25 protein-coding genes and 1 pseudogene are annotated in these 21,909 nt (G+C 74.3%); 16 read left to right on the forward strand and 10 right to left on the reverse strand.

Features of this window, described 5'->3' with window-relative positions; all coding sequences use genetic code 11:
• Positions 1-6 precede the first annotated feature (6 nt).
• From HNR61_RS32775 to HNR61_RS32805, 8 genes and pseudogenes are all read left to right on the forward strand, one after another.
• Positions 7-1,134, forward strand: coding sequence for an FAD-dependent oxidoreductase (locus HNR61_RS32775; protein WP_182847014.1), 1,128 nt, complete (start codon positions 7-9; stop codon positions 1,132-1,134).
• Positions 1,131-2,123 (forward strand): amidohydrolase family protein, encoded by a 993-nt coding sequence (locus HNR61_RS32780; protein WP_182847015.1) that lies wholly within the window; start codon positions 1,131-1,133, stop codon positions 2,121-2,123. Before HNR61_RS32775 ends, HNR61_RS32780 begins: the two co-directional genes overlap by 4 nt.
• A 5-nt stretch (positions 2,124-2,128) precedes the next feature.
• On the forward strand, positions 2,129-3,064 hold the full coding sequence (locus tag HNR61_RS32785) for a VOC family protein (RefSeq protein WP_182847016.1): 936 nt from the start codon (positions 2,129-2,131) through the stop codon (positions 3,062-3,064).
• 6 nt (positions 3,065-3,070) lie between these two features.
• Positions 3,071-3,997 (forward strand): fumarylacetoacetate hydrolase family protein, encoded by a 927-nt coding sequence (locus tag HNR61_RS32790; RefSeq protein ID WP_182847017.1) that lies wholly within the window; start codon positions 3,071-3,073, stop codon positions 3,995-3,997.
• Positions 3,994-4,776: an SDR family NAD(P)-dependent oxidoreductase gene (locus HNR61_RS32795; protein WP_182847018.1), complete on the forward strand. Its 783-nt coding sequence runs from the start codon at positions 3,994-3,996 to the stop codon at positions 4,774-4,776. Before HNR61_RS32790 ends, HNR61_RS32795 begins: the two co-directional genes overlap by 4 nt.
• Positions 4,777-4,887: 111 nt before the next feature.
• Positions 4,888-5,175, forward strand: a pseudogene (locus HNR61_RS50550) (hemopexin repeat-containing protein); the annotation flags it as partial.
• Between the two features lie 27 nt (positions 5,176-5,202).
• A complete protein-coding gene (locus HNR61_RS32800) occupies positions 5,203-6,066 on the forward strand; it encodes a hemopexin repeat-containing protein (RefSeq protein ID WP_312898212.1) in 864 nt (287 codons plus the stop codon).
• A 9-nt stretch (positions 6,067-6,075) separates the two neighbouring features.
• Positions 6,076-6,534, forward strand: coding sequence for a HEAT repeat domain-containing protein (locus HNR61_RS32805; protein ID WP_182847020.1), 459 nt, complete (start codon positions 6,076-6,078; stop codon positions 6,532-6,534).
• Positions 6,535-6,567: 33 nt separating this feature from the next.
• On the opposite strand, the gene HNR61_RS32810 is transcribed toward HNR61_RS32805, so the two are convergent.
• The 4 genes from HNR61_RS32810 to HNR61_RS32825 all read right to left on the reverse strand — a co-directional run bounded on the left by HNR61_RS32810 (position 6,568) and on the right by HNR61_RS32825 (position 9,302).
• A complete protein-coding gene (locus HNR61_RS32810) occupies positions 6,568-6,810 on the reverse strand; it encodes a hypothetical protein (protein WP_182847021.1) in 243 nt (80 codons plus the stop codon).
• 748 nt (positions 6,811-7,558) lie between these two features.
• The gene (locus HNR61_RS32815; RefSeq protein ID WP_182847022.1) at positions 7,559-8,167 is read right to left on the reverse strand and encodes a maleylpyruvate isomerase family mycothiol-dependent enzyme; all 609 of its coding nucleotides are present in this window, start codon (positions 8,165-8,167) and stop codon (positions 7,559-7,561) included.
• Between the two features lie 58 nt (positions 8,168-8,225).
• Positions 8,226-8,744 (reverse strand): DinB family protein, encoded by a 519-nt coding sequence (locus tag HNR61_RS32820; RefSeq protein ID WP_182847023.1) that lies wholly within the window; start codon positions 8,742-8,744, stop codon positions 8,226-8,228.
• Positions 8,745-8,837: 93 nt separating this feature from the next.
• Positions 8,838-9,302: a guanyl-specific ribonuclease gene (locus HNR61_RS32825; protein ID WP_182847024.1), complete on the reverse strand. Its 465-nt coding sequence runs from the start codon at positions 9,300-9,302 to the stop codon at positions 8,838-8,840.
• Positions 9,303-9,804: 502 nt separating this feature from the next.
• Between HNR61_RS32825 and HNR61_RS32835 the strand changes: the two genes are divergently transcribed.
• The 3 genes from HNR61_RS32835 to HNR61_RS32845 all read left to right on the forward strand — a co-directional run bounded on the left by HNR61_RS32835 (position 9,805) and on the right by HNR61_RS32845 (position 12,064).
• Positions 9,805-10,692, forward strand: a complete 888-nt coding sequence (locus HNR61_RS32835; protein WP_182847025.1) for a hypothetical protein — start codon at positions 9,805-9,807, stop codon at positions 10,690-10,692.
• Between the two features lie 90 nt (positions 10,693-10,782).
• Positions 10,783-11,457: a cellulose binding domain-containing protein gene (locus tag HNR61_RS32840; protein ID WP_182847026.1), complete on the forward strand. Its 675-nt coding sequence runs from the start codon at positions 10,783-10,785 to the stop codon at positions 11,455-11,457.
• Between the two features lie 52 nt (positions 11,458-11,509).
• Positions 11,510-12,064, forward strand: coding sequence for a GNAT family N-acetyltransferase (locus tag HNR61_RS32845; RefSeq protein WP_182847027.1), 555 nt, complete (start codon positions 11,510-11,512; stop codon positions 12,062-12,064).
• 4 nt (positions 12,065-12,068) lie between these two features.
• Here the strand turns inward: HNR61_RS32845 and HNR61_RS32850 are convergent, their stop codons facing one another.
• Complete coding sequence (locus tag HNR61_RS32850) at positions 12,069-12,683, reverse strand: class I SAM-dependent methyltransferase (protein WP_182847028.1); 615 nt, start codon at positions 12,681-12,683, stop codon at positions 12,069-12,071.
• A gap of 52 nt (positions 12,684-12,735) precedes the next feature.
• The gene (gene deoC / locus HNR61_RS32855; protein WP_182847029.1) at positions 12,736-13,497 is read right to left on the reverse strand and encodes a deoxyribose-phosphate aldolase; all 762 of its coding nucleotides are present in this window, start codon (positions 13,495-13,497) and stop codon (positions 12,736-12,738) included.
• Between the two features lie 133 nt (positions 13,498-13,630).
• On the opposite strand from deoC, the gene HNR61_RS32860 reads away from it, so the two are divergent.
• Positions 13,631-14,359, forward strand: coding sequence for a GntR family transcriptional regulator (locus HNR61_RS32860; RefSeq protein WP_182847030.1), 729 nt, complete (start codon positions 13,631-13,633; stop codon positions 14,357-14,359).
• Here HNR61_RS32860 and HNR61_RS32865 read toward each other — a convergent pair.
• Positions 14,356-15,198 (reverse strand): NmrA family NAD(P)-binding protein, encoded by an 843-nt coding sequence (locus HNR61_RS32865; protein ID WP_182847031.1) that lies wholly within the window; start codon positions 15,196-15,198, stop codon positions 14,356-14,358. The two genes, HNR61_RS32860 and HNR61_RS32865, sit on opposite strands and share 4 nt — an antisense overlap.
• A 109-nt stretch (positions 15,199-15,307) precedes the next feature.
• Between HNR61_RS32865 and HNR61_RS32870 the strand changes: the two genes are divergently transcribed.
• A complete protein-coding gene (locus tag HNR61_RS32870; RefSeq protein ID WP_182847032.1) occupies positions 15,308-16,303 on the forward strand; it encodes an AraC family transcriptional regulator in 996 nt (331 codons plus the stop codon).
• A gap of 3 nt (positions 16,304-16,306) precedes the next feature.
• Here HNR61_RS32870 and HNR61_RS32875 read toward each other — a convergent pair whose 3' ends face one another.
• Positions 16,307-17,509: an MFS transporter gene (locus tag HNR61_RS32875; protein ID WP_312898213.1), complete on the reverse strand. Its 1,203-nt coding sequence runs from the start codon at positions 17,507-17,509 to the stop codon at positions 16,307-16,309.
• Positions 17,510-17,606: 97 nt separating this feature from the next.
• Between HNR61_RS32875 and HNR61_RS32880 the strand changes: the two genes are divergently transcribed.
• Positions 17,607-18,191 (forward strand): TetR/AcrR family transcriptional regulator, encoded by a 585-nt coding sequence (locus HNR61_RS32880; RefSeq protein WP_182847034.1) that lies wholly within the window; start codon positions 17,607-17,609, stop codon positions 18,189-18,191.
• A gap of 194 nt (positions 18,192-18,385) precedes the next feature.
• Here HNR61_RS32880 and HNR61_RS32885 read toward each other — a convergent pair whose 3' ends face one another.
• Both HNR61_RS32885 and HNR61_RS32890 read right to left on the reverse strand, forming a co-directional pair.
• On the reverse strand, positions 18,386-19,072 hold the full coding sequence (locus HNR61_RS32885; protein ID WP_182847035.1) for a maleylpyruvate isomerase family mycothiol-dependent enzyme: 687 nt from the start codon (positions 19,070-19,072) through the stop codon (positions 18,386-18,388).
• A 78-nt stretch (positions 19,073-19,150) separates the two neighbouring features.
• Positions 19,151-19,747 carry a hypothetical protein gene (locus tag HNR61_RS32890; RefSeq protein ID WP_182847036.1) on the reverse strand — a complete coding sequence of 199 codons (597 nt, stop codon included), beginning with the start codon at positions 19,745-19,747 and terminating at the stop codon, positions 19,151-19,153.
• A 304-nt stretch (positions 19,748-20,051) separates the two neighbouring features.
• Here HNR61_RS32890 and HNR61_RS32895 point away from each other — a divergent pair, with 304 nt between their 5' ends.
• Both HNR61_RS32895 and HNR61_RS32900 read left to right on the forward strand, forming a co-directional pair.
• Positions 20,052-21,083: a hypothetical protein gene (locus HNR61_RS32895; protein ID WP_182847037.1), complete on the forward strand. Its 1,032-nt coding sequence runs from the start codon at positions 20,052-20,054 to the stop codon at positions 21,081-21,083.
• A gap of 151 nt (positions 21,084-21,234) precedes the next feature.
• Complete coding sequence (locus HNR61_RS32900) at positions 21,235-21,870, forward strand: hypothetical protein (protein WP_182847038.1); 636 nt, start codon at positions 21,235-21,237, stop codon at positions 21,868-21,870.
• Positions 21,871-21,909: the final 39 nt, after the last annotated feature.

Consider the following 21,909-nt stretch of genomic DNA (forward strand, 5'->3'; position numbering starts at 1 on the left):
GCCCCCATGGCAGCAGTAGGCGACGCGCTCATCGTCGGCGGCGGCACCGCCGGGTCCGCCCTGGCGATCCTGCTGGCGCGCGGCGGCGTCACCGTCGACATCGCCGAGATCAAACCCGACCTCGGCGCGCTGGGCTCGGGCATCACCCTCCAGGGCAACGCGCTGCGCGTCCTGCGCGACCTCGGCGTGTGGGACCGGGTCCGCGCCGCCGGCCACGCCTTCGACAGCCTGGGGCTGCGCGCCCCGGACGGGACCCTGCTGGCGGAGATCCCCGACGCCCGCACCGGCGGCCCCGACCTGCCCGCCACCCTGGGCATGAACCGCCCCGAGCTCGCCGCGATCCTCGCCGGCGCCGTCCGCGAGGCGGGCGCGCGGGTCGGGCTGGGCCTGACGGTGGACGCCCTCGCCGACACCGGAGACGGCGTGCGCGTGGACCTGTCCGACGGCACGACCGCGACCTACGACCTGGTCGTGGGCGCCGACGGCATCCGTTCCCGGGTGCGCGGGCTGATGGGGATCGACCTCGGCCCCCGCCCGACCGGGATGGGCATCTGGCGGATCCACACCCGCCGCCCCCAGGGGGTCGACCGCACCGACCTGGTCTACGGCGGCCCGTGCTTCATCGCCGGGTACTGCCCGACCGGCCCGGACACCATGTACGCCTACCTGGTGGAGAGGGCCCGGCCCCGCGAGTCGGTCGCCGAGGCCGACAAGCCCGCCCACATGCGCGCCCTCGCCGAGGGGTACGGCGGCGTCTGGGACGAGATCCGCCACGACATCACCGACCCCGATCGCATCAACTACACGTGGTTCGAGTCGCTGCTGGTGGACCGCCCGTGGAACCGGGGCCGGACCGTTCTGATCGGGGACGCGGCGCACGCCTGCCCGCCGACCCTCGCCCAGGGCGCGGCGCAGTGCCTGGAGGACGCCGCCGTCCTGGCCGAACTGCTGCTGGGCCGCGACCGCCTCGACCAGGGGCTGTTCGAGGAGTTCATGGACCGCCGCCACGACCGCGCCAGGGCCGTCGTCGAGGCCTCGCTGCGCCTGGCCGGCTGGCAGATGGAGCCCGCCCCGGACGCCGACGTGCCCGGCCTGATGGGGCGCGTCGCCGCCCTGGTGACGGAGCGGCCGTGAAGACCGTCGACGTGCACGCCCACGTCCTGCTCCCCGAGATCGAGCGGGCCGTCGCGGGCATGCCCGGCCACGCCGGGCACCGGGAGCTGGACGCCCTCCGCAACGGCCCCGAGTCCCTGGAGGTCAGCGGGCGGATGGTGGGGGAGCGCATCCCCCGCCTGACCCGGGTGCCCGCGCGGCTGGCCGACATGGACGCCGCCGGGATCGACGCGCAGATCGTCAGCCCGTCCCCGTCGCACTACCACTACTGGGCCGACCGCGACCTGGCCCGCACCGTGTGGACCCTGGCCAACGAGGGCACCGCCGCGCACTGCGCGCAGGCCCCCGACCGCCTGCACGGCCTCGGCCTGGTCCCGCTCCAGCACCCCGACCTGGCGGTGGAGGCCCTGGACCACGCCATGGCCTGCGGCCTGAAGGGCGTGGAGATCTCCTCGCACGCCCCCGGCCGCGAGCTGTCCGACCCGGATCTGGAGCCGTTCTGGACGCGGGCCGAGTCCCACGGCGCGGTCGTGTTCGTGCACCCGTTCGGCTGCACCCTCGACGAGCGCCTCGACCGCTGGTACCTGTCCAACATCGTCGGCCAGCCCGTCGAGAACGCCGTCGCCCTGTCCCACCTCATCTTCTCCGGGGTGCTGGACCGGCACCCCGCGCTGAAGGTCGTCGCGGCGCACGGCGGCGGCTACCTGCCCGCCCACCTGGGCCGCGCCGACCACGGCTGGCGGGTCCGGCCCGAGGCGCGCGGCTGCGCCGAACCGCCCAGTTCCTACGTGCGGCGGCTGTGGTTCGACTCCCTCGTCCACGACGCCGCCGCGCTGCGCGCCCTGCTCGGCGCGGCCGGGACCGGCCGGGTCGTGCTCGGCTCGGACCACCCGTTCGACATGGGCGACGACCACCCCCTGGACCTGATCCGCGACGTGCTCCCGCCGGGCCCCGACCGCGACGCGGTGACCGGCGGCAACGCCGCGGCCCTCTTCGACCTCAAGGACTGAAGGACATGACCCGACTGATCACCCATCTCCGCCACGTGGACCTGGCGGTGCCCGACTACGACCGGCAGCGCGAGTTCTACGCGGGCGTGTGGGGCCTGACCGAGGTCGCCACCGACTCCGGCCTGTCGTTCCTGGCCGCCGAGGGCTCGCCCGAGCAGTACGTCGTCCGGCTGCGCCGCGCCGACGACAAGCGCCTGGACCTGGTGGCGTTCGGCGCCGACAGCCCCGCCGAGGTGGACGCCCTCGCCGAACGCCTCGGGCGGGCCGGCGTCCGGCTGATCTCCCAGCCCGGCGCGGTGGACACCCCCGGCGGCGGCTACGGCTTCCGGTTCTTCGACATCGACGGCCGCACCATCGAGGTGTCCGCCGACGTCGCGGTCCGCGGGCACCGCCGGCTGGAGGCCAAGGAGGCGGTCCCGGTCCGCCTGTCCCACGTCGTCCTCAACTCCCCGGACCTGGACGCCACCCGCCGCTGGTACGAACGGCACCTGGACTTCGCGCTCAGCGACACCCTGTCCTCCCCGCGCATGGGCGAGGTCATGCACTTCATGCGCTGCAACCCGCAGCACCACAGCGTCGCCCTCGCCAAGGGCCCGCACACCTCGCTGCACCACATCTCGTTCGAGATGCGCGGCCTGGACGAGTACATGTACGGCACCGGCCGCCTGCTGCGCGCGGGCGTCCGCATGATCTGGGGCCCGGGCCGCCACCTGGCCGGGGACAACACCTTCTCCTACTTCCTGGACCCGCACGGCAACACCGTCGAGTACACCACCGAGCTGGAACTGCTCGACGAGGACACCTGGCACCCCAGCGTCCACGACTTCTCCCGGCCGGAGGTCACCGACCAGTGGGGCACCGCCAACCCCATGAACGAGTTGGTCGCCAGGGAGTCCTTCAACGACCCCGACCGCGGCGTGTTCGTCGCCCCTCCGGTGTGATCCGCCATGCGCATCGCCCGCTACGAGCACCACGGTGAGCACCGCACCGGCCGGGTGGAGGACGACGGGATCCACCCGTTCCCCGGCGGCGTCACGGCGCTGACGGCCACCGGCGACACCCCGACCGGGGAGCCCGTCCCGCTGGCGGAGGTCCGCCTGCTGCCGCCCGTCCAGCCGCCGAGCGTCCGCGACTTCGTCGCCTTCGAGGAGCACGTCGAGGGGGTGCGCGCGGCGGTGGACGGCGCGTCCGGGGTGCCCGACGCCTGGTACGAGGCCCCGACGTTCTACTTCACCAACCCGCACGCCCTCGTCGGCGCGCACGACGACGTGCCGGTGCCGCCGGGCTGCCACGCGCTGGACTTCGAACTGGAGGTCGCGGCCGTCATCGGCCGCGCCGGACGCGACCTGACGCCCGAACGGGCCCGCGACCACATCCTCGGCTACACCGTCTTCAACGACTGGTCGGCCCGCGACCTCCAGTCCCGCGAGATGAGGGTCGGCCTCGGCCCCTGCAAGGGCAAGGACTTCGCCACCACCCTCGGGCCGTGGCTGGTCACCGCCGACGAGCTGGAGCCGTACCGCGACGCCGACGGGTTCCTGCGCCTGGCCCTCACCGCCGAGGTGAACGGCGCGGTGGTGGGCCGGGACCTGCTGTCCAACATGGGCTGGCCGTTCGAGGACCTGGTCGCCTACGCCTCGCGCGGCACCGAGGTCCGCCCCGGCGACGTGCTCGGCTCGGGCACCTGCGGCAACGGCGGCTGCCTGGCCGAGCTGTGGGGACGCAACGGGGAGCGGACCCCGCCGCCCCTGCGGCCGGGCGACACCGTCACCCTCACCGTCGAGGGCGTCGGCACGGTCGCCAACACGGTCGTTCCGGGCCCGGACCCGCTGCCGGTCCCGCCCGCCCGCCGGCGGCCCCGCACCCGGCCATGACCCGCGCCGCCGGAAAGATCGTGGTGGTCACCGGCGCGGCCCGCGGCCAGGGCGCGGCGCACGCCGCCGCCCTGGCCCGCGCGGGCGCGACCGTCGTCGCCACCGACCTCGCCACCGCCGCCCCCGCGCCGCCCGGGGTGACCCACCGCCGCCTCGACGTCACCTCCGAACACGACTGGAGCGACCTGGCGGCCTGGCTGCGCGCCACGCACGGCCGGGTGGACGGCCTGGTCAACAACGCCGGGATCACCCACCGCACCCGCGTCGGCGACACCGCCGTCGCCGACCTGGAACGCGTCCACCGCGTCAACGTCACCGGGGCCCTGCTCGGCATCCAGCACCTGGCGCCGCTGATGCCGCCCGGCTCCTCGATCGTCAACATCGGCTCGGCGGCGGCCCTGACCGGCCACTACCCGGTCGCCTACACCGCCAGCAAGTGGGCGCTGCGCGGGGTGTCCCGGGCGGCCTGCACCGAGCTGGGACGCCTCGGCATCCGCGTCAACACCGTGCACCCCGGCTTCATCGAGACGGAGATGACGGCCTCGGCCCCGGCGGCGTTCCGCGAGGCGAGCGACGCCCAGACGCCGCTGGGCCGCCCCGGCACGGCCGAGGAGGTCTCCCCGCTGGTCGTCTTCCTGGTCTCCGACGAGTCCTCCTACATCACCGGCGCGGAGATCCCGGTGGACGGCGGCTACACCGCCCACGGCGGCGCCAAACCCCTCTCCGACGCCCTTCGCGCCCCGTCCGACCCGCCCGTTCCGGAGCGGCCCTGGCCATAGTGGGACAGAATTGCGCGGAGTCCTTTTCGACCTTGACCCCCTCCGGGAGCGGGACGACGATGACGGAACACATTCCGCCGCATCGCGGAATCCGGCCCGGGGGAGGGCTGAATGGGGATCGACGCTGCGCTTTTCTCCGGCCCCAAATGCTATTTCTTCAAAGGGGCCCGGTATGTCCGGGTCACCCGCGGCGAGACCGGCCCCGGCACCGTGGACCCCGGCTACCCCGCGCCGATCTCGAACTGGGGTTGGCCGTCGGGGTTCGGGGCGAGCGGCATCGACGCGGCCTTGTATTCGGGGTCGAAGGCCTACTTCTTCAAGGGGAACCGGTACATCCGGGTCACCCGGGGTGAGACCGGTTCCGGAACGGTGGATCCTGGTTATCCCGCGCCGATCTCCAATTGGGGTTGGCCGTCGGGTTTCGGGGTGAACGGTATTGACGCCGCCCTGTATTCGGGGTCGAAGACCTACTTCTTCAAGGGCGACCGGTACATCCGGGTCAGCCGGGGCGACACCGGTCCGGGAACGGTCGATCCCGGTTATCCCGCGCCGATCTCGAACTGGGGTTGGCCGTCGGGATTCGGCGCGAACGGCATCGACGCCGCCCTCAACTCCGGCTCCAAGACCTACTTCTTCAAGGGCGACCGGTACATCCGGGTCACCCGCGGCGAGACCGGTCCCGGCACCGTGGACCCCGGCTACCCCGCGCCGATCTCCAACTGGGGCTGGGACCGCGAGTTCATCGTCGTCCACTTCAAGTCCCTGCTGAAGGTCGACTCGGCCGTCCAGGACTTCATCGACGACCAGTTCGGCGCGATGCGCGACCTGTTCACCCGGTCCCGCGTCGACGTGCGCCGCGGCTCCACCGAGGACCTGAGCGGCGACAGCGACCTGGACTCCCTGCTCGCCCTGGACGTGGGCGCGTGCCTGCTCGGCCGGCCCACCGAGGAGCACGAGGAGCTGTTCGCCCACCGCGACGGCGCCGCCGACACCGACCTGGTCATCTACATCGTCCAGACGCTGGTGGGGGGCAGCGGCAACCTCGTCGGCTGCGCCACCCACCCGTCCGGCAAGCCCGGCGCGGCGGTCGTCGTCACGAGCTCGCGGTGGCTGCTGGCCCACGAGGTGGGCCATGTCCTGTCCCTGCGGCACGTGCCCCGCACGCCCACCACCAACAGCGACTTCCTCATGTGGCCGAACACCGGCTGGACCAACGTCCCGCCGGACGTGAGCACCGCCGAGACGACGAAGATGCTCGACAGCGCCCTGACCCGGCCCGACCCGTTCTAGGAGCCCACCATGGCGAAATCCCAGGCCGAGCTCCGCGCGCAGCTCAGCGACATCGAGCCCGACGAGCACACCTACGCCGGGATCGGGCCCGAGGACGTCGAGGCGCTCACCGCCCTCATGCACGACGAGGAGGGGTGGCTGGCGGCGCGCGCCGTGCACGCCCTGAGCCGCGTCGACGACGGGTCCGCCCGGCGGGCCGTCCGGTCCGCCGCCGAGAGCCCCCGGCTGGAGGTCGCGGCCGCGGCCGCCTCCTGCGCCGCGCGGCTCCCCGGCCGCGAGGCCGACGAGGTGCTGGCGCGGCTGCTGGACGACCGGCGCCCCGCCGTCCGCAAGGTCGCCGTGCGGTCGGTCACCGACCGCAACGCCTCGTCGCTCCGGCGGCGGGTCGCCGACCTGGCGTCCTCCGACGACGACCCGCGCATCCGCGACGTGGCCGGACGGAGGTCGAGCTCCTTCACCGCGGACTGACCCCCGCGACGACCGCGGCGGGAAGCCCTGGCCTCAGTCCCCGGTGACGGCGGTCGCGCTGTTGGGGTGACCGTGGTCGGCCGGGTCGGGCCTGGCGCCCACGGCCCACACCGCGGACGAGCCCGGAACCGCCGCCACGGCGTCCGGGCTCGTGCCCGGCGGCAACGGCGCCTCCCGCCAGGCGTCACCGGCGCGCCGGTACAGCGCCCACTCGCCGTGCACGGCGCCGGGCCTGCCGTTCTTCAGCCAGACCCCGGCCGGGCCCGCGTCGAGCACCTCCGGCTCCCTGCCCGGCGGCGGCGCGACGGGTTGGAACGCCGTCCCGTCGAACCGCGCCAGGTAGTCGCGCTGCCCGTCCCACCACCCGGTGCTGATCCAGACCCCGGGACGACCCGGCGGCGAGACGCGGAGCCCACCCGGGCCCGTCCCACCCGTTCAGCGGGTACCCGCGCCACGCCGCGCCGTCCCACCTGCGCACCACGGGACTGCCATGGCTGACGACGTTCACGGGATGGGGGAGGACCTTGTACCCCTGGTACCCGGCGACCCGGACGTCCCCCGGCCCGGTCGCGGCGACGGCGCGCAGCCCGCTGTCCCGCCACAGGAACGGCAACGGCACGGCCCGCCACGCCCCGGCCTCCGCCGCGAGCACCGGAGGGGACGTCAGCAGGAGGGCCCCCGCGACACAGCCGAGCCGAAAGATCCGCATGCGCGCATCATGACCCCCGCGCGCCACCGATTTCTCCACCGATCACTGACAAGATCCCCCGCTCTCTTGTGTCCCCGAGCCGGGAGACGGACCCGCGCCGTCTCGGTCACGTACGTCGTCCGCCCGGCGGGACCCCAGCCGGGGCCGTTCGGCACGGTCAGCCCGGACCGCACGCCCCGTCGTTCAACCGCAGCCCCGCCGGGCGCGACCATCGCCAACGTCGACGGATCCGGCTCCCCCCACGGCGCGGTGTGGGGCCGGACGCGGAGGAGGTCGGCAGGGGCGGCGAGCCGGTCCGGGCCGCCGATGCCGAGGTCACGGCGCTGCCGGCGGCCCCGCGGGCGGGGTGGTCGCGCGGCCGGTCGCCCACAGCAGCAGGTCGCCCGCCGGGGCCCGCATCTCGGCGGGCCCCTCCCCGGCCGACCAGTCGGCGTCGGTGGCCACCAGCCGCGTGCCGCGCATGCGCTGCCGGGCCCCGTAGAACCGGCTCGGCAGGACGTGCTCCAGCCCGGCGATCGCGGGCTCGACGGGCATCTCCCGGACGCGGCCGAGCGGCCGGGCGATGTCCTGCCCGTGCACGAGCACGTCGACCAGCGGGTCCAGCGGTCCCGCGTCGGGTGCGCGCCGCGCCGAGCCCGCCGTCTCGCGGATCTGCGCGACGAGCGCGGCGGGCGGGAACGCGGCGGCGCGCTCGCGGGCCAGGTCGGCGGTCATGCGGTTCCAGTCGCCCCGCGCCCGGACCGCGCGCCACAGCACGAGCGGCAGCGTGGTGCGCGTGGACAGCGTCAGGTGCGCGGCCACGTCGCGCACCGTCCAGCCGGGGCACAGGGACGGGACGTCCCACTCGCGCGGGCCGAGGTCGTCCAGGAGGTCGGCGAAGTCGAGCCGTTCGGCGCGGAGCCGGGAGAGAATCGTGTCCGTCATGTGATGACGACGAACGGCCCCCGCCCGGATCGACAGCCCCGCCCGGGATTTCTCGGGCTCAGGCCTTCCGCGCGCCGTGGAGGTTGTGGAGCAGGCCGACCTCGGCGACGTTCTTGGTGAGCTCGACGGTCACCCAGCCCGCCACGTCGGCCAGGCTCTGGTCCGTGGCCCAGGGCAGCGCGGCGGGGGCGTCCAGTTCGGCGTCGGACAGGCCCGTCAGACGGGAGCGCCACTCGTCCTTCAGCCCGCGCAGCCACCCGGCCGTGGCGGCGGCCGAGCCCGGCCAGACGATCTCCTCGCGGTCCGGCGCGCCGGACCCGAAGCAGTGGCCGAGCGTCGTCGTCCACCAGTAGCCGATGTGCCAGGTCACCCACGCGATCGTGACGGCGGGGACGGGGTCGGGCTCGGTGTCGGCCCAGTCGGCGACCCAGCGGTCCCCGGCGCGGCGGACGGTCCAGCAGTGCGGGGCCGGTTCCCACAGGAACGCGGCGTCGTCGAGGTCCGTCAGGTGGTACTCGAACAGCGCCCAGGCGATGTCGAGCTGACGGAGCAGCAGTTCGGTTCGGGTGGTGGTCACCCGGGGGAGTGTGGCACCGGCGCCGTCGCGGGGCGAGCGTATTTCCGGGCCGTGCCGCCGGGCGGCCGCACGCGGGCCGCCCGGCGGCGGGGGTCAGCAGGTGAAGTCGATGTGGGAGAAGCTGCGGTAGTGGTCGGCGGTGTAGTACATGCCGTCGTCGCCCTCGTGCCCGGCGGTCACGATCCGGCGGGCCCCGCGGGTGGAGGAGCCGGGCGTCTTCACCGTGTACTCGTGGTAGTGGCCGCGCGGCTTCTGGGGCAGGATGCCCTCGCGGTTCTGGAAGACCGTTCCGTCCTTCGGATAGGGGAACGGCCCACCCTTCTCGATCAGTTCGATGGTGTCGTGGGCCTGCGAGGGGAGCTTCGACTCGCAGATCGGCCGGATCGCCGCGGCCGTGGTCACGGGGGCGTGGGCGGACGTGGCGCTGACGGCGACGGCGACACCGGGAACGGGGACCGGCGCGGCGACGGCGGACACGGTGGGGGCGACCAGCCCGGCGGCCAGCAGCGGCACCACCAGCAGCGCGCGGCGCAGACGGGAAAGGCGGGGGGTGTTCATGACGCAGAGTGTGGACATAGCACCCCCATCCGGGTCAATGTCCCGCCGGGCGGTTCAGCGAAAATTGATGATCATGTCACTCCGCGTTCGGCACACCCGTCCCGGCCCCGGCTCGCGGTTGCGCGCGCCACGGCCCCGTCGGCGTCGACCGGCGCGCCGTCCGCCCGCCACCGCGTGATCGGGACCAGCCCCGGTTCCACCATCTCCAGCCCCGCGAAGCAGCTCGCCCGGGGCCCGCGGCGCGTACGGGGCGCCGCCGCTCTCCACCGGCTTCGCGCCGCCCTCCACGACGGCCGCGCCTTGCCGAGGTCGGGCTCGTGGCCGAGCACCCCCATGGACATCACCGACACCGGCTCGTCCAGCTCCAGGAGCCCGGCCGCCGCCTCGCCGCGGATCTCCGCCGGGGCCGGTCGTGGGCCGGTCGCAGCCGGACCGCTGTTCGGTCTCCGACATGGCCGTTTCCTGCAAGACGGGACCGTCCCCGGAGGGGGAGGCTGGTCCCATGACCGCTGACCTCTCCGCGGCCGCCGCGTTCATGGCCGGGCACGCCCGCGTCCTGGACCGCCGCCGCTTCGAACTGCTGACCGAACGCACCGACCCCGCCGCCGTGCTGGCCGCGCTGGACGGCTACCGCAACGCCGACGGCGGCTACGGCTGGGGCCTGGAGGCCGACCTGCGCTCCCCGGAGAGCCAGCCCGGCGCCGCCCTGCACGCCTTCGAGGCCCTGGTGGACGTGGCCCCGGCCACCACCCCGCGCGCCGTCGAGCTGTGCGACTGGCTGGAGTCGGTGACGCTGCCCGACGGCGGACTGCCGTTCGCGCTGCCGCTGACCGTCACCGCCGCGACCGCCCCGTGGTGGCAGGGGGCCGACCCGGACGCGTCCGCGCTCCAGATCACCGCTGTGACCGCCGCCGTCGCCCACCAGGTCGCCGCCCACGACCCGGCCGTCGCCGCCCACCCCTGGCTGGACCGCACCACGCGCTACTGCCTGGCGGCCATCGACGCGCTCGACGAGGCCCCGTTCGCGTACGTGCTGGCGTTCGCGGTGCGGTTCCTGGACGCCGTCCACGACAGCCGCCCCGAGGCCGCCGACCTGCTGCGCCGCCTCGGCAAGCACGTGCCCGCCGACGGGCGCGTCCACGTCGAGGGCGGCACCGACGACGAGTACCTGACCCCGCTGGACTTCGCGCCGTTCCCCGGCCGCCCGGCCCGCGCGCTGTTCGCCCCCGAGGTGATCGACGCCGACCTGGACCGGCTGGAGGCGGGCCAGCACGACGACGGCGGGTGGTCCGTCGACTACGCGCGGATCTCCCCGGCGGGCGCCCTGGACTGGCGCGGCCACGCCACGGTCCGCGCCGTGGACCTCCTGCGCCGGAACGGGCGCCTTTGACGATCTTCTCCTGGTACATTCACGACGCTCCCATGACAGGGCAGGTGACGCCTGCGTCCTCGAGCTTTGCGGGATGAACTGGGGGGAACGTTGAGCGAGAAGGCCGACCGCGGTCCGGGCAGGCACCGGGCCGCGTCCGGACGCCTGCTCGGAAGGCCGGTCCTGGCGGGCGCGGCCGGTCTGGTGGTCTGCGGGACGGCGGCGTTCGCCCTGACCGCCGCCGCCGGGGACGACGGGCCCCGCCGCACCCTGGCGGCCCCGCCCGCCGCGCCGACGCCGGAGGGCGGCCCCGCCCCGGAGGAGACCTTCGGCGAGGACGTGCCGCCGAAGTCGAGCGCGTCGGCCGCCGTCACCACCAAGCCCTCGCGGTCGGCCTCGGCGTCTCCGCCGGCCTCGCCGTCGGCGTCGGCCTCCCCGTCCCCGGGCGGGGCCCCGTCCCGCCCCTCGGCGCCGGTCGGCGGCCTGGCCGCCTCCTACACCACCTCCAACAGCTGGGGCTCGGGCTTCATCGGCACCGTCACCGTCGTCAACCGGGGCACCACCGCCATCTCGTCCTGGCAGCTTTCGGCGGTGTTCTCCGGCCGGACCATCCTGTCGGCATGGACCAACAGCGGCTCGACCAGCGCCAGCCACTCGGGCGACCGCCTGGCGACCACGGGCCGTTCGCTGGGGCCCGGCCAGAGCATCCAGATCGGCTTCCAGGCCGACGGCGGCGCCGCCGCCCCCTCCTCCTGCTCCCTGAACGGCCGCCCCTGCTCCGGCTGACCGGCCGTGAACTCCGTGGCGGCGGGGGAGCGGGGTTGTTACGTTCGACGGCATGACAACGGACACGGCCCCGTCGTTCACCTGGCGGCGGGTCACCGAGGAGGACTTCCCCCTGCTGCGGGCCTGGCTGGAGCAGCCGCACGTGGCCCGCTGGTGGAACCACGAGACCTCGCCGGAGGCGGTCCGGCGCGACTTCGGCCCCAGCGCGCGCGGCGAGGAGCCGAACGAGGACCTGCTGGTGTTCCTGGACGGCCGCCCGCTCGGCCTGGTCCAGCGCTCCCGCTACCGCGACTACCCCGAGTACCGCGAGGAGCTGGCCCCCCTCACCGAGGTCCCCGAGAACGCCGTCAGCCTGGACTACCTGATCGGCGACCCCGGCAGCGTCGGCCGGGGCCTGGGCCCGGCGATGATCCGCGCCCTGGTGGAGCGCACCTGGACCGACGATCCCGAGGCCGGCTGCGTCATCATCCCGGTCGTGGCGGCCAACCGGGCCTCCTGGCGGGCCCTGGAGAAGGCGGGCCTGCGCCGCGTCGCGGAAGGCGACCTGGAACCGGACAACCCGATCGACGACCGCCTCCACTACGTCTACCGCGTCGACCGCCCCTAGCCGGTCAGCGGGCGGGTTTCTCCCAGGTCAGCGAGTACCGGCAGAGAACGTGCCGGTGGTAGCGGACGCCGGGCAGCAGCCGCCGGGCCGCCGAGCGCACCTGCCCGTAGCCCATCCGCGGGTCGGCGGTCGGCATCCCTCCGGGGCCGGTCGCGCGGCGCAGCACCTTGGTGATCCGGACGACCGGGGCCGCCGCGACCGTCGCCGCCCGTTCCGCCGGGGTCGCCGAGCGGGCGAGACCGACCACCACCAGCCTCCCGCCGGGGCGCAGCAGGTCGCGCATGCGGGTGAGGGCGGCCTCGAAGTCCATGTGGTGGATCGTGGACACCGAGCAGACGAAGTCGTAGCCCCCGGCGGGCAGGTCGATGGTGAGGAAGTCGCCTTCGACGAAGGTGAGATCCGGGTGGCCGGCGGCGAGCCCGCGGGCGCGGGCGACCATCTCCGGCGAGCTGTCGACGCCGGTGACGCGCTCGGCCCGCCCGGTCAGCCTCCGCGCGAGCAGGCCGTCCCCGCAGCCGACGTCCAGCGCGTCGCCGCAGCCCTCGGGGACGGCGCGCAGGATGCCCGGATGCCGGGCGACATTGGTGTTCCAGTAGGGGTTCGGGGCGGTCCCGTGCATTTGATCATCGTAGGCGTTCACCGGATCTCCCGGACGCGGCGGGCCACGGGGCTCAGTAGCCCGCCGGGTCGGAATCCGCCGTCCCGTCGAGGGGCGCCTCGCCGTTGTGGCGCCGCTCCAGTTCACCGAGGATCGCGGCGGTGGCCGTCGCCCCGAACCGCGTGGCGCCGAGCCGGTGGAAGCGCAGCAGCGCGTCCAGGGCGCGGACGCCCCCGGCGGCCTTGACCTGCACGGCGGGCGAGACCGCCTGGCGCATCAGGGCGATGTCGGCGAGGGTGGCCCCGCCGGCGGCGAATCCGGTGCTGGTCTTGACGAAGGCCGCGCCCGCGGCCTCGGCCGCCCGGCAGCCGGCGACCTTCTGGTCGTCGGTCAGGAAGTGGTTCTCCAGGATCACCTTCACGGGGCGTCCCTGGGCGGCCTGGACCACGGCGGCGATCTCGTGCTGGACGAACGCGGCGTCACCGGCGCGGAGCCGGCCGATGTCGATCACCATGTCGATCTCCTGGGCGCCCAGGCCGGCCAGCTCGGCGGTCTCCGCGACCTTGGTCCGGGTGGTGCAACCGCCGTGCGGGAAGCCGACGACCGTGCCGACGGCGACCCGGGTGCCGCGCAGCGCCGCGACGGCCGCGGTGACGTCGGAGGGGCGCACGCACACCGAGGCGGTGCCGTACTCCCGCGCGACCGCCAGGCCGGCCTCGACCTCGTCCCGGGTCAGTTCGGGGCGCAGCAGCGAGTGGTCGATCATCCCGGCGACCTCGTCGCGGGAGGGCAGGGGGCCGTCCCAGCGGAGGACCTCGGTGGGGGCGACGGACATGGCGGGCTTCCCTTCGGGTGGACGGAACCGGCGACGCGGTGAGCTGTCTAGACAACCTATACAAATAGAGGACCGGTGTCGACCGCCGTCACACTGGAGGCCGACCGTCCGACCACCGCGAAGGAACCGCCCCATGGCCGCACCTCGACCGCTGCACGCCCGCATCGCCGAGCAGTTGCGCCGACGCCTCGACGCCGCCGCCGACGGCGACCCGTTCCCCTCGGAGACGCAGCTGGCGCAGGAGTTCGGCGTCGCCCGCATGACGGTGCGCGCCGCCCTGGCCGGGTTGCAGCGCGACGGCCTGCTGGAGCGCGTCCCCGGCCGGGGCAGTTTCGTGCGCAAGACCGCGGCCACCCGGCCCGTCGGCACCCTGCTGAGCTTCTACGACCAGGCCCTCGCCATGGGCAGGACGCCGCGTTCGCGCGTCCTGGAGGCCGGCGTGCGCCCCGCCTCCCCCGACGAGGCCGCCGCCCTGTACCCCGGCGGGGCGCCGGGGGCCGCCTCCGTGATCGCCATCAACCGCGTCCGGTTCTTCGACGACCTGCCCGTGGCCATCGAGCACGCCAGGTTCCCCGCGGCCCTCGACGCGCTGCTCACCGCCGACCTGGAGACCGGCTCGCTGCACCACGCGCTGCGCCGGCTCGGGCTCCATCCCACGCTCGGCTCCTCGGTCCTCGGCGCGCGCACGGCCGACGACGACGCCGCCCACCTCGGCGTCGACCCCACCACGCCGATGCTCGTGGAGACCCGGTCCGTCCTCGACCAGGACGGCCGGCCCCTGGAGTACTCCGTGAGCTCCTACGTGGCCGACCGCTACGCGCTCAAGGTCGACTTCTCCGTCGTCACCCCGTCGACGACCTAGGCGCCCGCCCAGACGCCGGTGGGGGCGGTCCGGGCCACATAGGACCCGAAGTCGGCGGCGGGGCGGCCGAGGACCCGCTCGACGCCGTCGGTCGTCCCGGTGAGGGCGCCGCGGCGCATCAGGTCGAACATCTGCGTGAACGTCTCGGCGTCCGCCTCGTCCCAGCCCTCGCCGACGAGTTCCCTGACGTACCCCTCCCGGCTCAGCTCGACGTACCGGATCTCCCGCCCGGCCGCCTCCGCGATGGCCGCCACGGCCTCCCGGAACGTGATCCCGCGCGGCCCGGTCACGTCGACGACCTCCCCGTCGCGCTCCGGATCGGTCAGCAGCGCCACCGCGACCGCGGCGACGTCCTCCACGTCCACGAACGGCTCGGGCGTGTCGTCGAACGGCAGCGCCAGCCGCCCCGCCACCAGGGGCGCGTGGAAGAGGTCCTCGCTGAAGTTCTGGGAGAAGTTGTTGGGCCGGACCACCGCCCAGGACGCGCCGCTGTCGCGCACCGCCGCCTCACCGGCCACCATGTCCGTGCCGAACGACACCCCGTCCACGCCGAAGTGCTCCGACCCGCGCGCCGACAGCGCCACGAACCGTTCCACGCCCGCGTCCGCCGCGCGCCGCACGAACGCCGCGACCGGCGCCGGATCCGTCGGGCACACCAGGTAGAGGGCGCCCGCGCCCCGCACGGCGGCGTCCCAGGTGGACTCGTCGGTCCAGTCGAAACGCGTCTCGGCGGAACGCGACAGGGCGCGCACCGGCCGCCCCGCCTCCCGCAGCCGCCGCACCACGCGCCGCCCGGTCTTGCCGGTCGCGCCGAGCACGGCGATGGGCCTGTCATCCATGGTCACCTCACGGTTCGTCGTCGTCATGTGAGGAAGTCAACCGGGCACGGCCGAGACGGGCCATGGCTGAGAGGCTCACCCGCATGTCCGTGCGTCTACGCTCGGGATCATGGACGCGCTCACCGACCTCCTCGACGGCGTTCGGGCACGGGGTGCCCTGTTCAGCCAGACCCTGTTCGACCCCCCGTGGGGGCTGCGGTTCGCGACCCGCGCCCCGCTCCACCTGGTCGCGACGCTCCGCGGGACGGGCTGGGTCGTGCCGGACGCCGGGGAGCCGGTCCGCCTCGAGACCGGCGACGTCGCGATCGTCCGGGGGCCCCGGCCGTTCACCGTCGCCGACCGGCCCGGCACGCCGCCGTGCTTCGTCGTCCACGACGCCGAGACCTGCACCATGCCCGACGGCTCGGAGCTCCGCGACGAGATCCGGATCGGCCCCCGCCTGTGCGGCATGGGCCGGAACGAGACGGACCTGCTGCTGAGCGGGATGTACGAGGTCGGGTCCGAGGTCAGCCGCCGCCTGCTGGCCGCGCTCCCGGAGGTGCTGCGCGTCCCGGCGGCCGAGTACCGCTCCTCGGCGATGGACCTGGTGGCCGAGGAGATCGCCAGGGACGCGCCGGGCCAGCAGGTGGTGCTGGACCGGCTGCTCGACCTGGTGCTCATCTCGACCCTGCGGCACTGGTTCGACCGCCCCGACGCCCGGCCGCCCGCCTGGTACGCGGCGATGAGCGACCCGGTCGTGGGCCGGGCGCTGCGGCTGATGCACGACGACCCGGCCCGTTCCTGGACGGTGGCGTCGCTGGCGGCCGGGTGCGGGGTGTCGCGCGCCGCGCTGGCCCGCCGCTTCACCGCCATGGTCGGCGAACCCCCGATGGGCTACCTGACCGACTGGCGCATCACCCTGGCGGCCGAGCTGCTCCGGGGCACCGACGCCACGGTCGGGGCGATCGCCCGCCGCGTCGGCTACGCCAACGCGTTCGCGCTGAGCGTCGCGTTCAAACGCCTGCGGGGCGTGACCCCGACCGAGCACCGCGACGACGGCGGCCGCGCCGGGGACCGTCCCGCCGCGCTGCCCCCCGGGCCGTTCGCCGACGCCGCGGCGCGATGACGGTCACCGCAGGGTCTCTTCGGCGCGCGCGCTCCACACCGCCAGCGCGGCCGCCAGGGCGCAGGCCCCGCCGAGCCACAGGACACCTTGCAGGGCGAGCGAGTCGACGATGACACCACCGGTCAGCGCGCCGAGGCCGATCGACAGGTTGAACACCGCCACCCACAGGGAGGAGGCCGCCTCCACGGCGTGCGGCGCGGTCCTGATCATCCAGGTCTGCAGCCCGACCGACACGCCGCCGAAGGCCAGACCCCAGACGACCAGCAGGACGGCCCCGCCGACCGGCCCCCGGCCCAGCAGCGGGTAGAGCGGCATCGCGGCCGCCAGGACCACGGCGATCGCCAGCACGGTCCGGTGCGGGGCGCGCGCCAGCGCGGCTCCGGCGGCGAAGTTGCCGACCATGCCCGCCAGGCCGAACCCGAACAGCAGCGGACCGACGAGCCGTTCGTCGATCCCCGACAGTTCCTGGAGCGCCGGGCTCACGAAGGTGTAGGCCGAGAAGTGGCCGGTCACGATGAGGAACGTCGCCAGGATGCCGACGCGCACGCCCCTGTTGCGCAGCTGCGCGGCCAGCAGCCGCGGCCGGACGGCCTGGGAGGCGGCCAGCGGCGGCAGCACGGCCAGCAGGGCGAGCAGCACCAGCAGCGCGAGGGCGCTCAGCGTCGCGAAGGCGACGCGCCAGCCGGTGAACCCGCCGAGCAGCGTGCCGAGCGGGACGCCGAACACGTTCGCGGCCCCGACCCCGCCGAAGATGACCGCGGTGGCCCGCGGCACGTCCGCGGGCGCCACGAGCCGGACGGCCAGGCCGCCGGCGACGGCCCAGAAACCTCCGACCGCCACCCCGACCAGCACCCGGGAGGCCACCAGGACGGCGAAGTCCGGCGCCAGGGCCGAGACCACGTTGGCGAGCGTCATCACCCCCATCAGGCCGAGCAGCAGCAGGCGCCGGTCCAGCGCGCCGACGAGCGCCGGGACCAGCGGCGCCGCGACCGCGGCGACCAGGCTGGGCACCGTCACCATCAGCCCGGCCGTCCCCTCGGAGACCGACAGCGACGACCCGACGGTGGTCAGCAGCCCGATCGGCAGTTGCTCGGCGGTCACCAGCAGGAACGTTCCCAGGGCCACGGCGGTGACCGCCGGCCAGCGACTCCGTCGCGGGTCCCGGGATCCGGTCTCCGGGACCGCGGTCTGTTCGGTGGACGTCACCGGATATCTCCTCACTCGTTTGGGAGCGATCGCTCCCATATGTCGGTGGACCCTAGTATGGGAACGATCGCTCCACAAGTGGGATAGGGTGAGGGGCATGGCCCGACCCCGACAGTTCGACGAGCAGGACGCGGTCGTCAGGGCGACCGACCTGTTCTGGCGCCGCGGCTACAACGCCACCTCGGTGCGCGACCTGGGCGCCGAGCTCGAGCTCACCCCCAGCAGCCTGTACCGGACGTTCACCGACAAGCACACGCTGTTCCTCCGCGCGCTCGACCACTACCGGGCCACCGACTCCGCCGAGGCCGAACGGCGGCTGGACGCCGCGGGCCGTCCGGTCCGCCAGGTCCTGCGGGACTGGATGCTGTGGCTGGTCTCCTGCCCGTCCGGCGGGGAGCCCGGCCGGGGCTGCTTCGTGGTCAACACCGCCACCGAACTCGGCACCGCCGACGACCAGGTCCGCCGGCGGACCGAGGCCGCCTTCGAGGTGACCCGGCAGGCCGTCCGGTCCCTGCTGGACCGGGGCCGCCGCGACGGCGAACTGCCGTCCGACCTCGACCTCGACGCCGCCGTGGAACTGCTGTTCACCACCGTCCTCGGCCTGCGGGTGCGGGAACGCGCCGGCCACGACCCCGCCCGCCTGGCCACCGCGATCGACGCCGCGCTCCGCACCCTCGCGTGAGCCCGCCGACCAGGGGCGACACCACGCCCACCGCGACGAACGGCCCCGGCGCACGCGCCAGCGGATGGGCGCGCGGCCCCGGCGTCGCGGTTCTCACCGTCGGCCCGCGGCCACTCCCGGAGGCTCGGGGCGACCTCGGTCGCGTTCGTGCCGGGGAGCCGCCAGGGCTGACGGCCAGGACTCCCGGTGCCGCGTCAGGGGACCAGTGGCCCGGCCAGCACGCCCAGCCCCGCCTCGCGGCTCCCGTCCCAGGTCACCGATCCGGCATCCCAGGACTTGCGTCCCCACAGCATGAGCAGCAGGTCCTCGGCGGTGCCCGAGACCTCCGCGACCGGCTCACCGGTCCCGTACGTCCAGCAGCGGCCGGTGTCGGTGGCGGTGATCCGCACGGCCCGCTCGGGGTGGGTGGCGGCCCCCCTGGCGATCATGCGGGGCGCCATGGTGTCGAAGACCTCGGCGACGCCGTCGGCGGCGAGCGCCGGATCCATCGGCGTCGTCGGACCGAGCGCGTGCTCGCCGTCCCACCGGTGTATCAGCGTCTCCTGGCTGCGGCGCCGGCGCCAGAATCCGACCGTGTGAGGCGGGAAGAACGTCCATGCCTCGGTCGAGGGATCGACCGACAGGGCCTGTACGAGCGCGTCGGCCGTCCCGGCGTACCAGGCCTTGAGGGCGGCCTGCTCACGGGGTGCGGCACCCTCGTCATAGCTGTCGCCGTGCCCCTCCCGCACCGCCGCGACGACCCACAGGTTCCCCGCCCCCAGGTGCGCGGCCAGATCCACGAGCCTCCAGCCGCCGCAGTGCTCGACCGGAGCCGACAGGTCACCGTCCAGCACGGCGCCGAACGCGTCCAGTTCACGCCGAAGTGCGACCAGGTAATCCACAGCGCCAAGATACAGCTCACCGACCACGCGGGACTCGCCGCGCGAAGGCGCGCGGCCTGAACGCGGTCGTCGCCCGCGTCAGTCCGGTGACCAGTATCTGTCGGGGTTCTCGTCCGTCTTCGGGTCGGTCAGGTGGACGCGTTCCTCGTCTGGATCGTCGTCCTCGGGCCGCCGCATGAGGAACTGCGCCAGCACGACCGTGCCGAAGATCAGGAAGAACGGGATGGTGATCATGGCGAAGGTGGCGCCGAACCTCGCCACGGAATCGAGGACGCGGTCCCCGGGCCCGCTGGTCGCCAGGTAGGCGATCAAGCCGCCGATGCCACCGAGGGCGAGCCCCGCGTAGACCCACAGGGGGATGGAGGAGGAGAGGCGCGGAGGCGGGAGGACGACGGGTACCGGCCTGAACGTCCGGCGTTCCGCGTTCTGCTGGATGAGTTGTGCCAGGCGCAGCGCGTCCTTCTCCGGCAGGTTGCTCAGCAGCTCGTCGAGTCTGGCGGCGGTGAGCCGTGCGTCGGTCCCTCGACCGCCGGGCCGCCGGTCGAAGGGAGAGGCACTTCCGGGGGGCGTGACGGAAGGGGGCGTGGTCTCGGGTTCGTCGGAGGTGGGTTTCGGGATCCACCTGCCGTTGACGAAGGTGTAATCACCAGGCTTTCTGGACTTCCGCTCGGCCATGCGCAGCGTCCTTGATCGTCCGGGGGTCCACGATCACTCTTCGCCAGGGTAGCCGTACGCCCCGCGATCACAAGCCTGGCGCCGAGCCCGCCCTGCCGGACGACCGCGCGCGCCGCACCCCGGCCACGCGACCGTCACCGGCCCCACCACCGACGATGCCTCCCGGCGCGCCGTGCGAGCGGCTCGGTAACGGGTGGGCGCGGAAAGTCGGTAGCGGTCACCGATGTCGGAAGGGCGACGGAGACGGAAAGTGAGGTGTGTCCGCGAAAGACGCGGGACGCAGAGAACCAGGGGAACGGGAATGATGACGACCGATACGGGGATTCCGGCGGAGGCGATCGAGCACCTGCGGGCGGTCCAGGCCGCGCGGGACGCCGCGCAGAACGAGCGCTTCGTGGCGGAGGGCGAGCAGGTCGCCGCCCGGTTCGCGGCCGAGCAGCGCAAGATCGTGACGCCGGAGGCGCAGGAGAGGCTCCGGCGGCGCGGCAGCGAGCTGCGGTTGCCCGAGAACGCCGGCCTCGACGCCAAGAACCGGCGGGCGGCGGCCATGCGCGCCTACGCCACGGAGCTCGGCGTGGACCTGGTCGCCCTGGACCGGATGCGCGCGGACTTCGCGACGCGGGCCAGGGCCCTCAACGAACTCGGGCGCACCGGCGGCGTCGAGCTGACGTGGAAGGGGGAGGCGGAGGACGCCGAGCGGACCTCGGCCAAGCGCAACTACGACGGCTGGTGGGACCCGGGGTACTCGTGGTCGTCGAGCCGGCCCGGCGACTTCGCGATCTGGAACGCCGACACCTACTTCGACACCGTCACCAACCGGACGGGCAGCCACATCCGCTACCGGCAGCGGGAGACCGGCGACAAGACCACCTGCTCGATGAGCTGGCGGAACGGCTACATGGTGCTGTACACGCCGAGCGTGTCGGGCGGCGTCGTCGTCGACATCGACCTGGCCTGCCAGATCAGCAGGTTCTTCATCGACACCGACAACGAGCCGGGCTCCTCGGCCTGCGACGTGTCGCTGACCCAGTCGGTGCAGATCGAGTTCTACCACTCGTGGGCGGACGCGGTCCCGGTGGAGACCCGGGTCGAGCACATCGCCGTCACCGGCACCTCGAATCCGGAGAACTGGCAGGACTACACCGCCGTGCCCGCGTGGAAGCTCCTGCACGCGCGGATCCCGTCGTTCAAGACGTACCAGGCCGGGCACCAGCTCGCGATCTTCGTGTCGACCCGGAACCAGGCGACCGGCATCAAGCTCGACGACACCCGCCTCACCGCGGGCGTCAACGCCGCCTACTACGTGGACGACATCGTCGTCAGCCGCCTGATCTGACACCACCCCCACGGTCCGGCCGGGCCGCCGTCCCCCGGGGCGGTGGCCACGGCCGGTCACCGCTGACCTCCAAGCCATAAAGACAACAATGTCTGTTTGCTTCTAGGGTGGCCCTGCGACGATCATCGACGGCCGGTGCCGGCAGGACCCGATGGACGGACAGAGCCCCTACGCGCGGATCATGGGCACGCTGGTCCTCGGCGGCGCGATGTCCGCCGTGGTCTTCTTCCAGAAGGGTCAGGTGCCGCTGGGCGTGCTGGGCGCGCTGGTGGCGGCGGCCGCGCTCGGGCACATGGTCGTCTCGGCCGTCGCGGCGCGGCGGAGGTGGCGGGAGGAGATGGGCGGGACCGCCGCCTCGCCTTACGCCGCCGACCCCCGTGTGCGGAGCGCGGCACGCGACGCCGCGCCGGCCTCCGGCGCGTTCGGCGCGTGCGTGGCCGTCCTGACCCTGCTGCTCGCGATGTCCGCCGCCGGAAGCGGCGGCCTGGAGTGGCTCCTCATCGTCGCGCTCCTCCCCGCCATGATGAGCGTGAGCCTGCTGACGGCGGCGGTGAGGATGGCGAAGTACCAGGTCTACGGCGTGGCCAGCGCGATGCACACCTTCCACATCGTGTTCGTCGTGGGCGCCATCCTCGCCTTCAGCCTGCTGGGCAAGCAGTGGCTGATCGCGGGCGGCGACGCCGTCGCGATGCTCGCCGCCGCCGGCGCCTACCGCCTCCTGGTCCGGGCCGAACGGGCGCTGGGCGGCCCCTCTCCGGCCCCCGCGGGACCCGGCCGGATCGGATAGCGCCCGGCGGCCCGAGCCGGTACCCGCTTTCACGCTGCG

Origin of the sequence: Actinomadura kijaniata (assembly GCF_014138665.1) — a bacterium.
GTDB lineage: Bacteria > Actinomycetota > Actinomycetes > Streptosporangiales > Streptosporangiaceae > Spirillospora > Spirillospora kijaniata.

Excerpts from the sequence above, each read along its gene's own strand:
- HNR61_RS32835 (WP_182847025.1), top strand. The coding sequence starts at position 9,805 with ATGACCGCTGACCTCTCCGCGGCCGCCGCGTTCATGGCCGGGCACGCC.
- HNR61_RS32795 (WP_182847018.1), top strand. The coding sequence starts at position 3,994 with ATGACCCGCGCCGCCGGAAAGATCGTGGTGGTCACCGGCGCGGCCCGC.
- HNR61_RS32845 (WP_182847027.1), top strand. The coding sequence starts at position 11,510 with ATGACAACGGACACGGCCCCGTCGTTCACCTGGCGGCGGGTCACCGAG.
- HNR61_RS32860 (WP_182847030.1), top strand. The coding sequence starts at position 13,631 with ATGGCCGCACCTCGACCGCTGCACGCCCGCATCGCCGAGCAGTTGCGC.
- HNR61_RS32850 (WP_182847028.1), bottom strand. The coding sequence starts at position 12,683 with ATGCACGGGACCGCCCCGAACCCCTACTGGAACACCAATGTCGCCCGG.
- HNR61_RS32870 (WP_182847032.1), top strand. The coding sequence starts at position 15,308 with ATGGACGCGCTCACCGACCTCCTCGACGGCGTTCGGGCACGGGGTGCC.
- HNR61_RS32775 (WP_182847014.1), top strand. The coding sequence starts at position 7 with ATGGCAGCAGTAGGCGACGCGCTCATCGTCGGCGGCGGCACCGCCGGG.
- HNR61_RS32825 (WP_182847024.1), bottom strand. The coding sequence starts at position 9,302 with ATGAACACCCCCCGCCTTTCCCGTCTGCGCCGCGCGCTGCTGGTGGTG.
- HNR61_RS32865 (WP_182847031.1), bottom strand. The coding sequence starts at position 15,198 with ATGGATGACAGGCCCATCGCCGTGCTCGGCGCGACCGGCAAGACCGGG.
- HNR61_RS32895 (WP_182847037.1), top strand. The coding sequence starts at position 20,052 with ATGACGACCGATACGGGGATTCCGGCGGAGGCGATCGAGCACCTGCGG.
- HNR61_RS32805 (WP_182847020.1), top strand. The coding sequence starts at position 6,076 with ATGGCGAAATCCCAGGCCGAGCTCCGCGCGCAGCTCAGCGACATCGAG.
- HNR61_RS32880 (WP_182847034.1), top strand. The coding sequence starts at position 17,607 with ATGGCCCGACCCCGACAGTTCGACGAGCAGGACGCGGTCGTCAGGGCG.
- HNR61_RS32785 (WP_182847016.1), top strand. The coding sequence starts at position 2,129 with ATGACCCGACTGATCACCCATCTCCGCCACGTGGACCTGGCGGTGCCC.
- HNR61_RS32900 (WP_182847038.1), top strand. The coding sequence starts at position 21,235 with ATGGACGGACAGAGCCCCTACGCGCGGATCATGGGCACGCTGGTCCTC.
- deoC (WP_182847029.1), bottom strand. The coding sequence starts at position 13,497 with ATGTCCGTCGCCCCCACCGAGGTCCTCCGCTGGGACGGCCCCCTGCCC.
- HNR61_RS32790 (WP_182847017.1), top strand. The coding sequence starts at position 3,071 with ATGCGCATCGCCCGCTACGAGCACCACGGTGAGCACCGCACCGGCCGG.
- HNR61_RS32890 (WP_182847036.1), bottom strand. The coding sequence starts at position 19,747 with ATGGCCGAGCGGAAGTCCAGAAAGCCTGGTGATTACACCTTCGTCAAC.
- HNR61_RS32815 (WP_182847022.1), bottom strand. The coding sequence starts at position 8,167 with ATGACGGACACGATTCTCTCCCGGCTCCGCGCCGAACGGCTCGACTTC.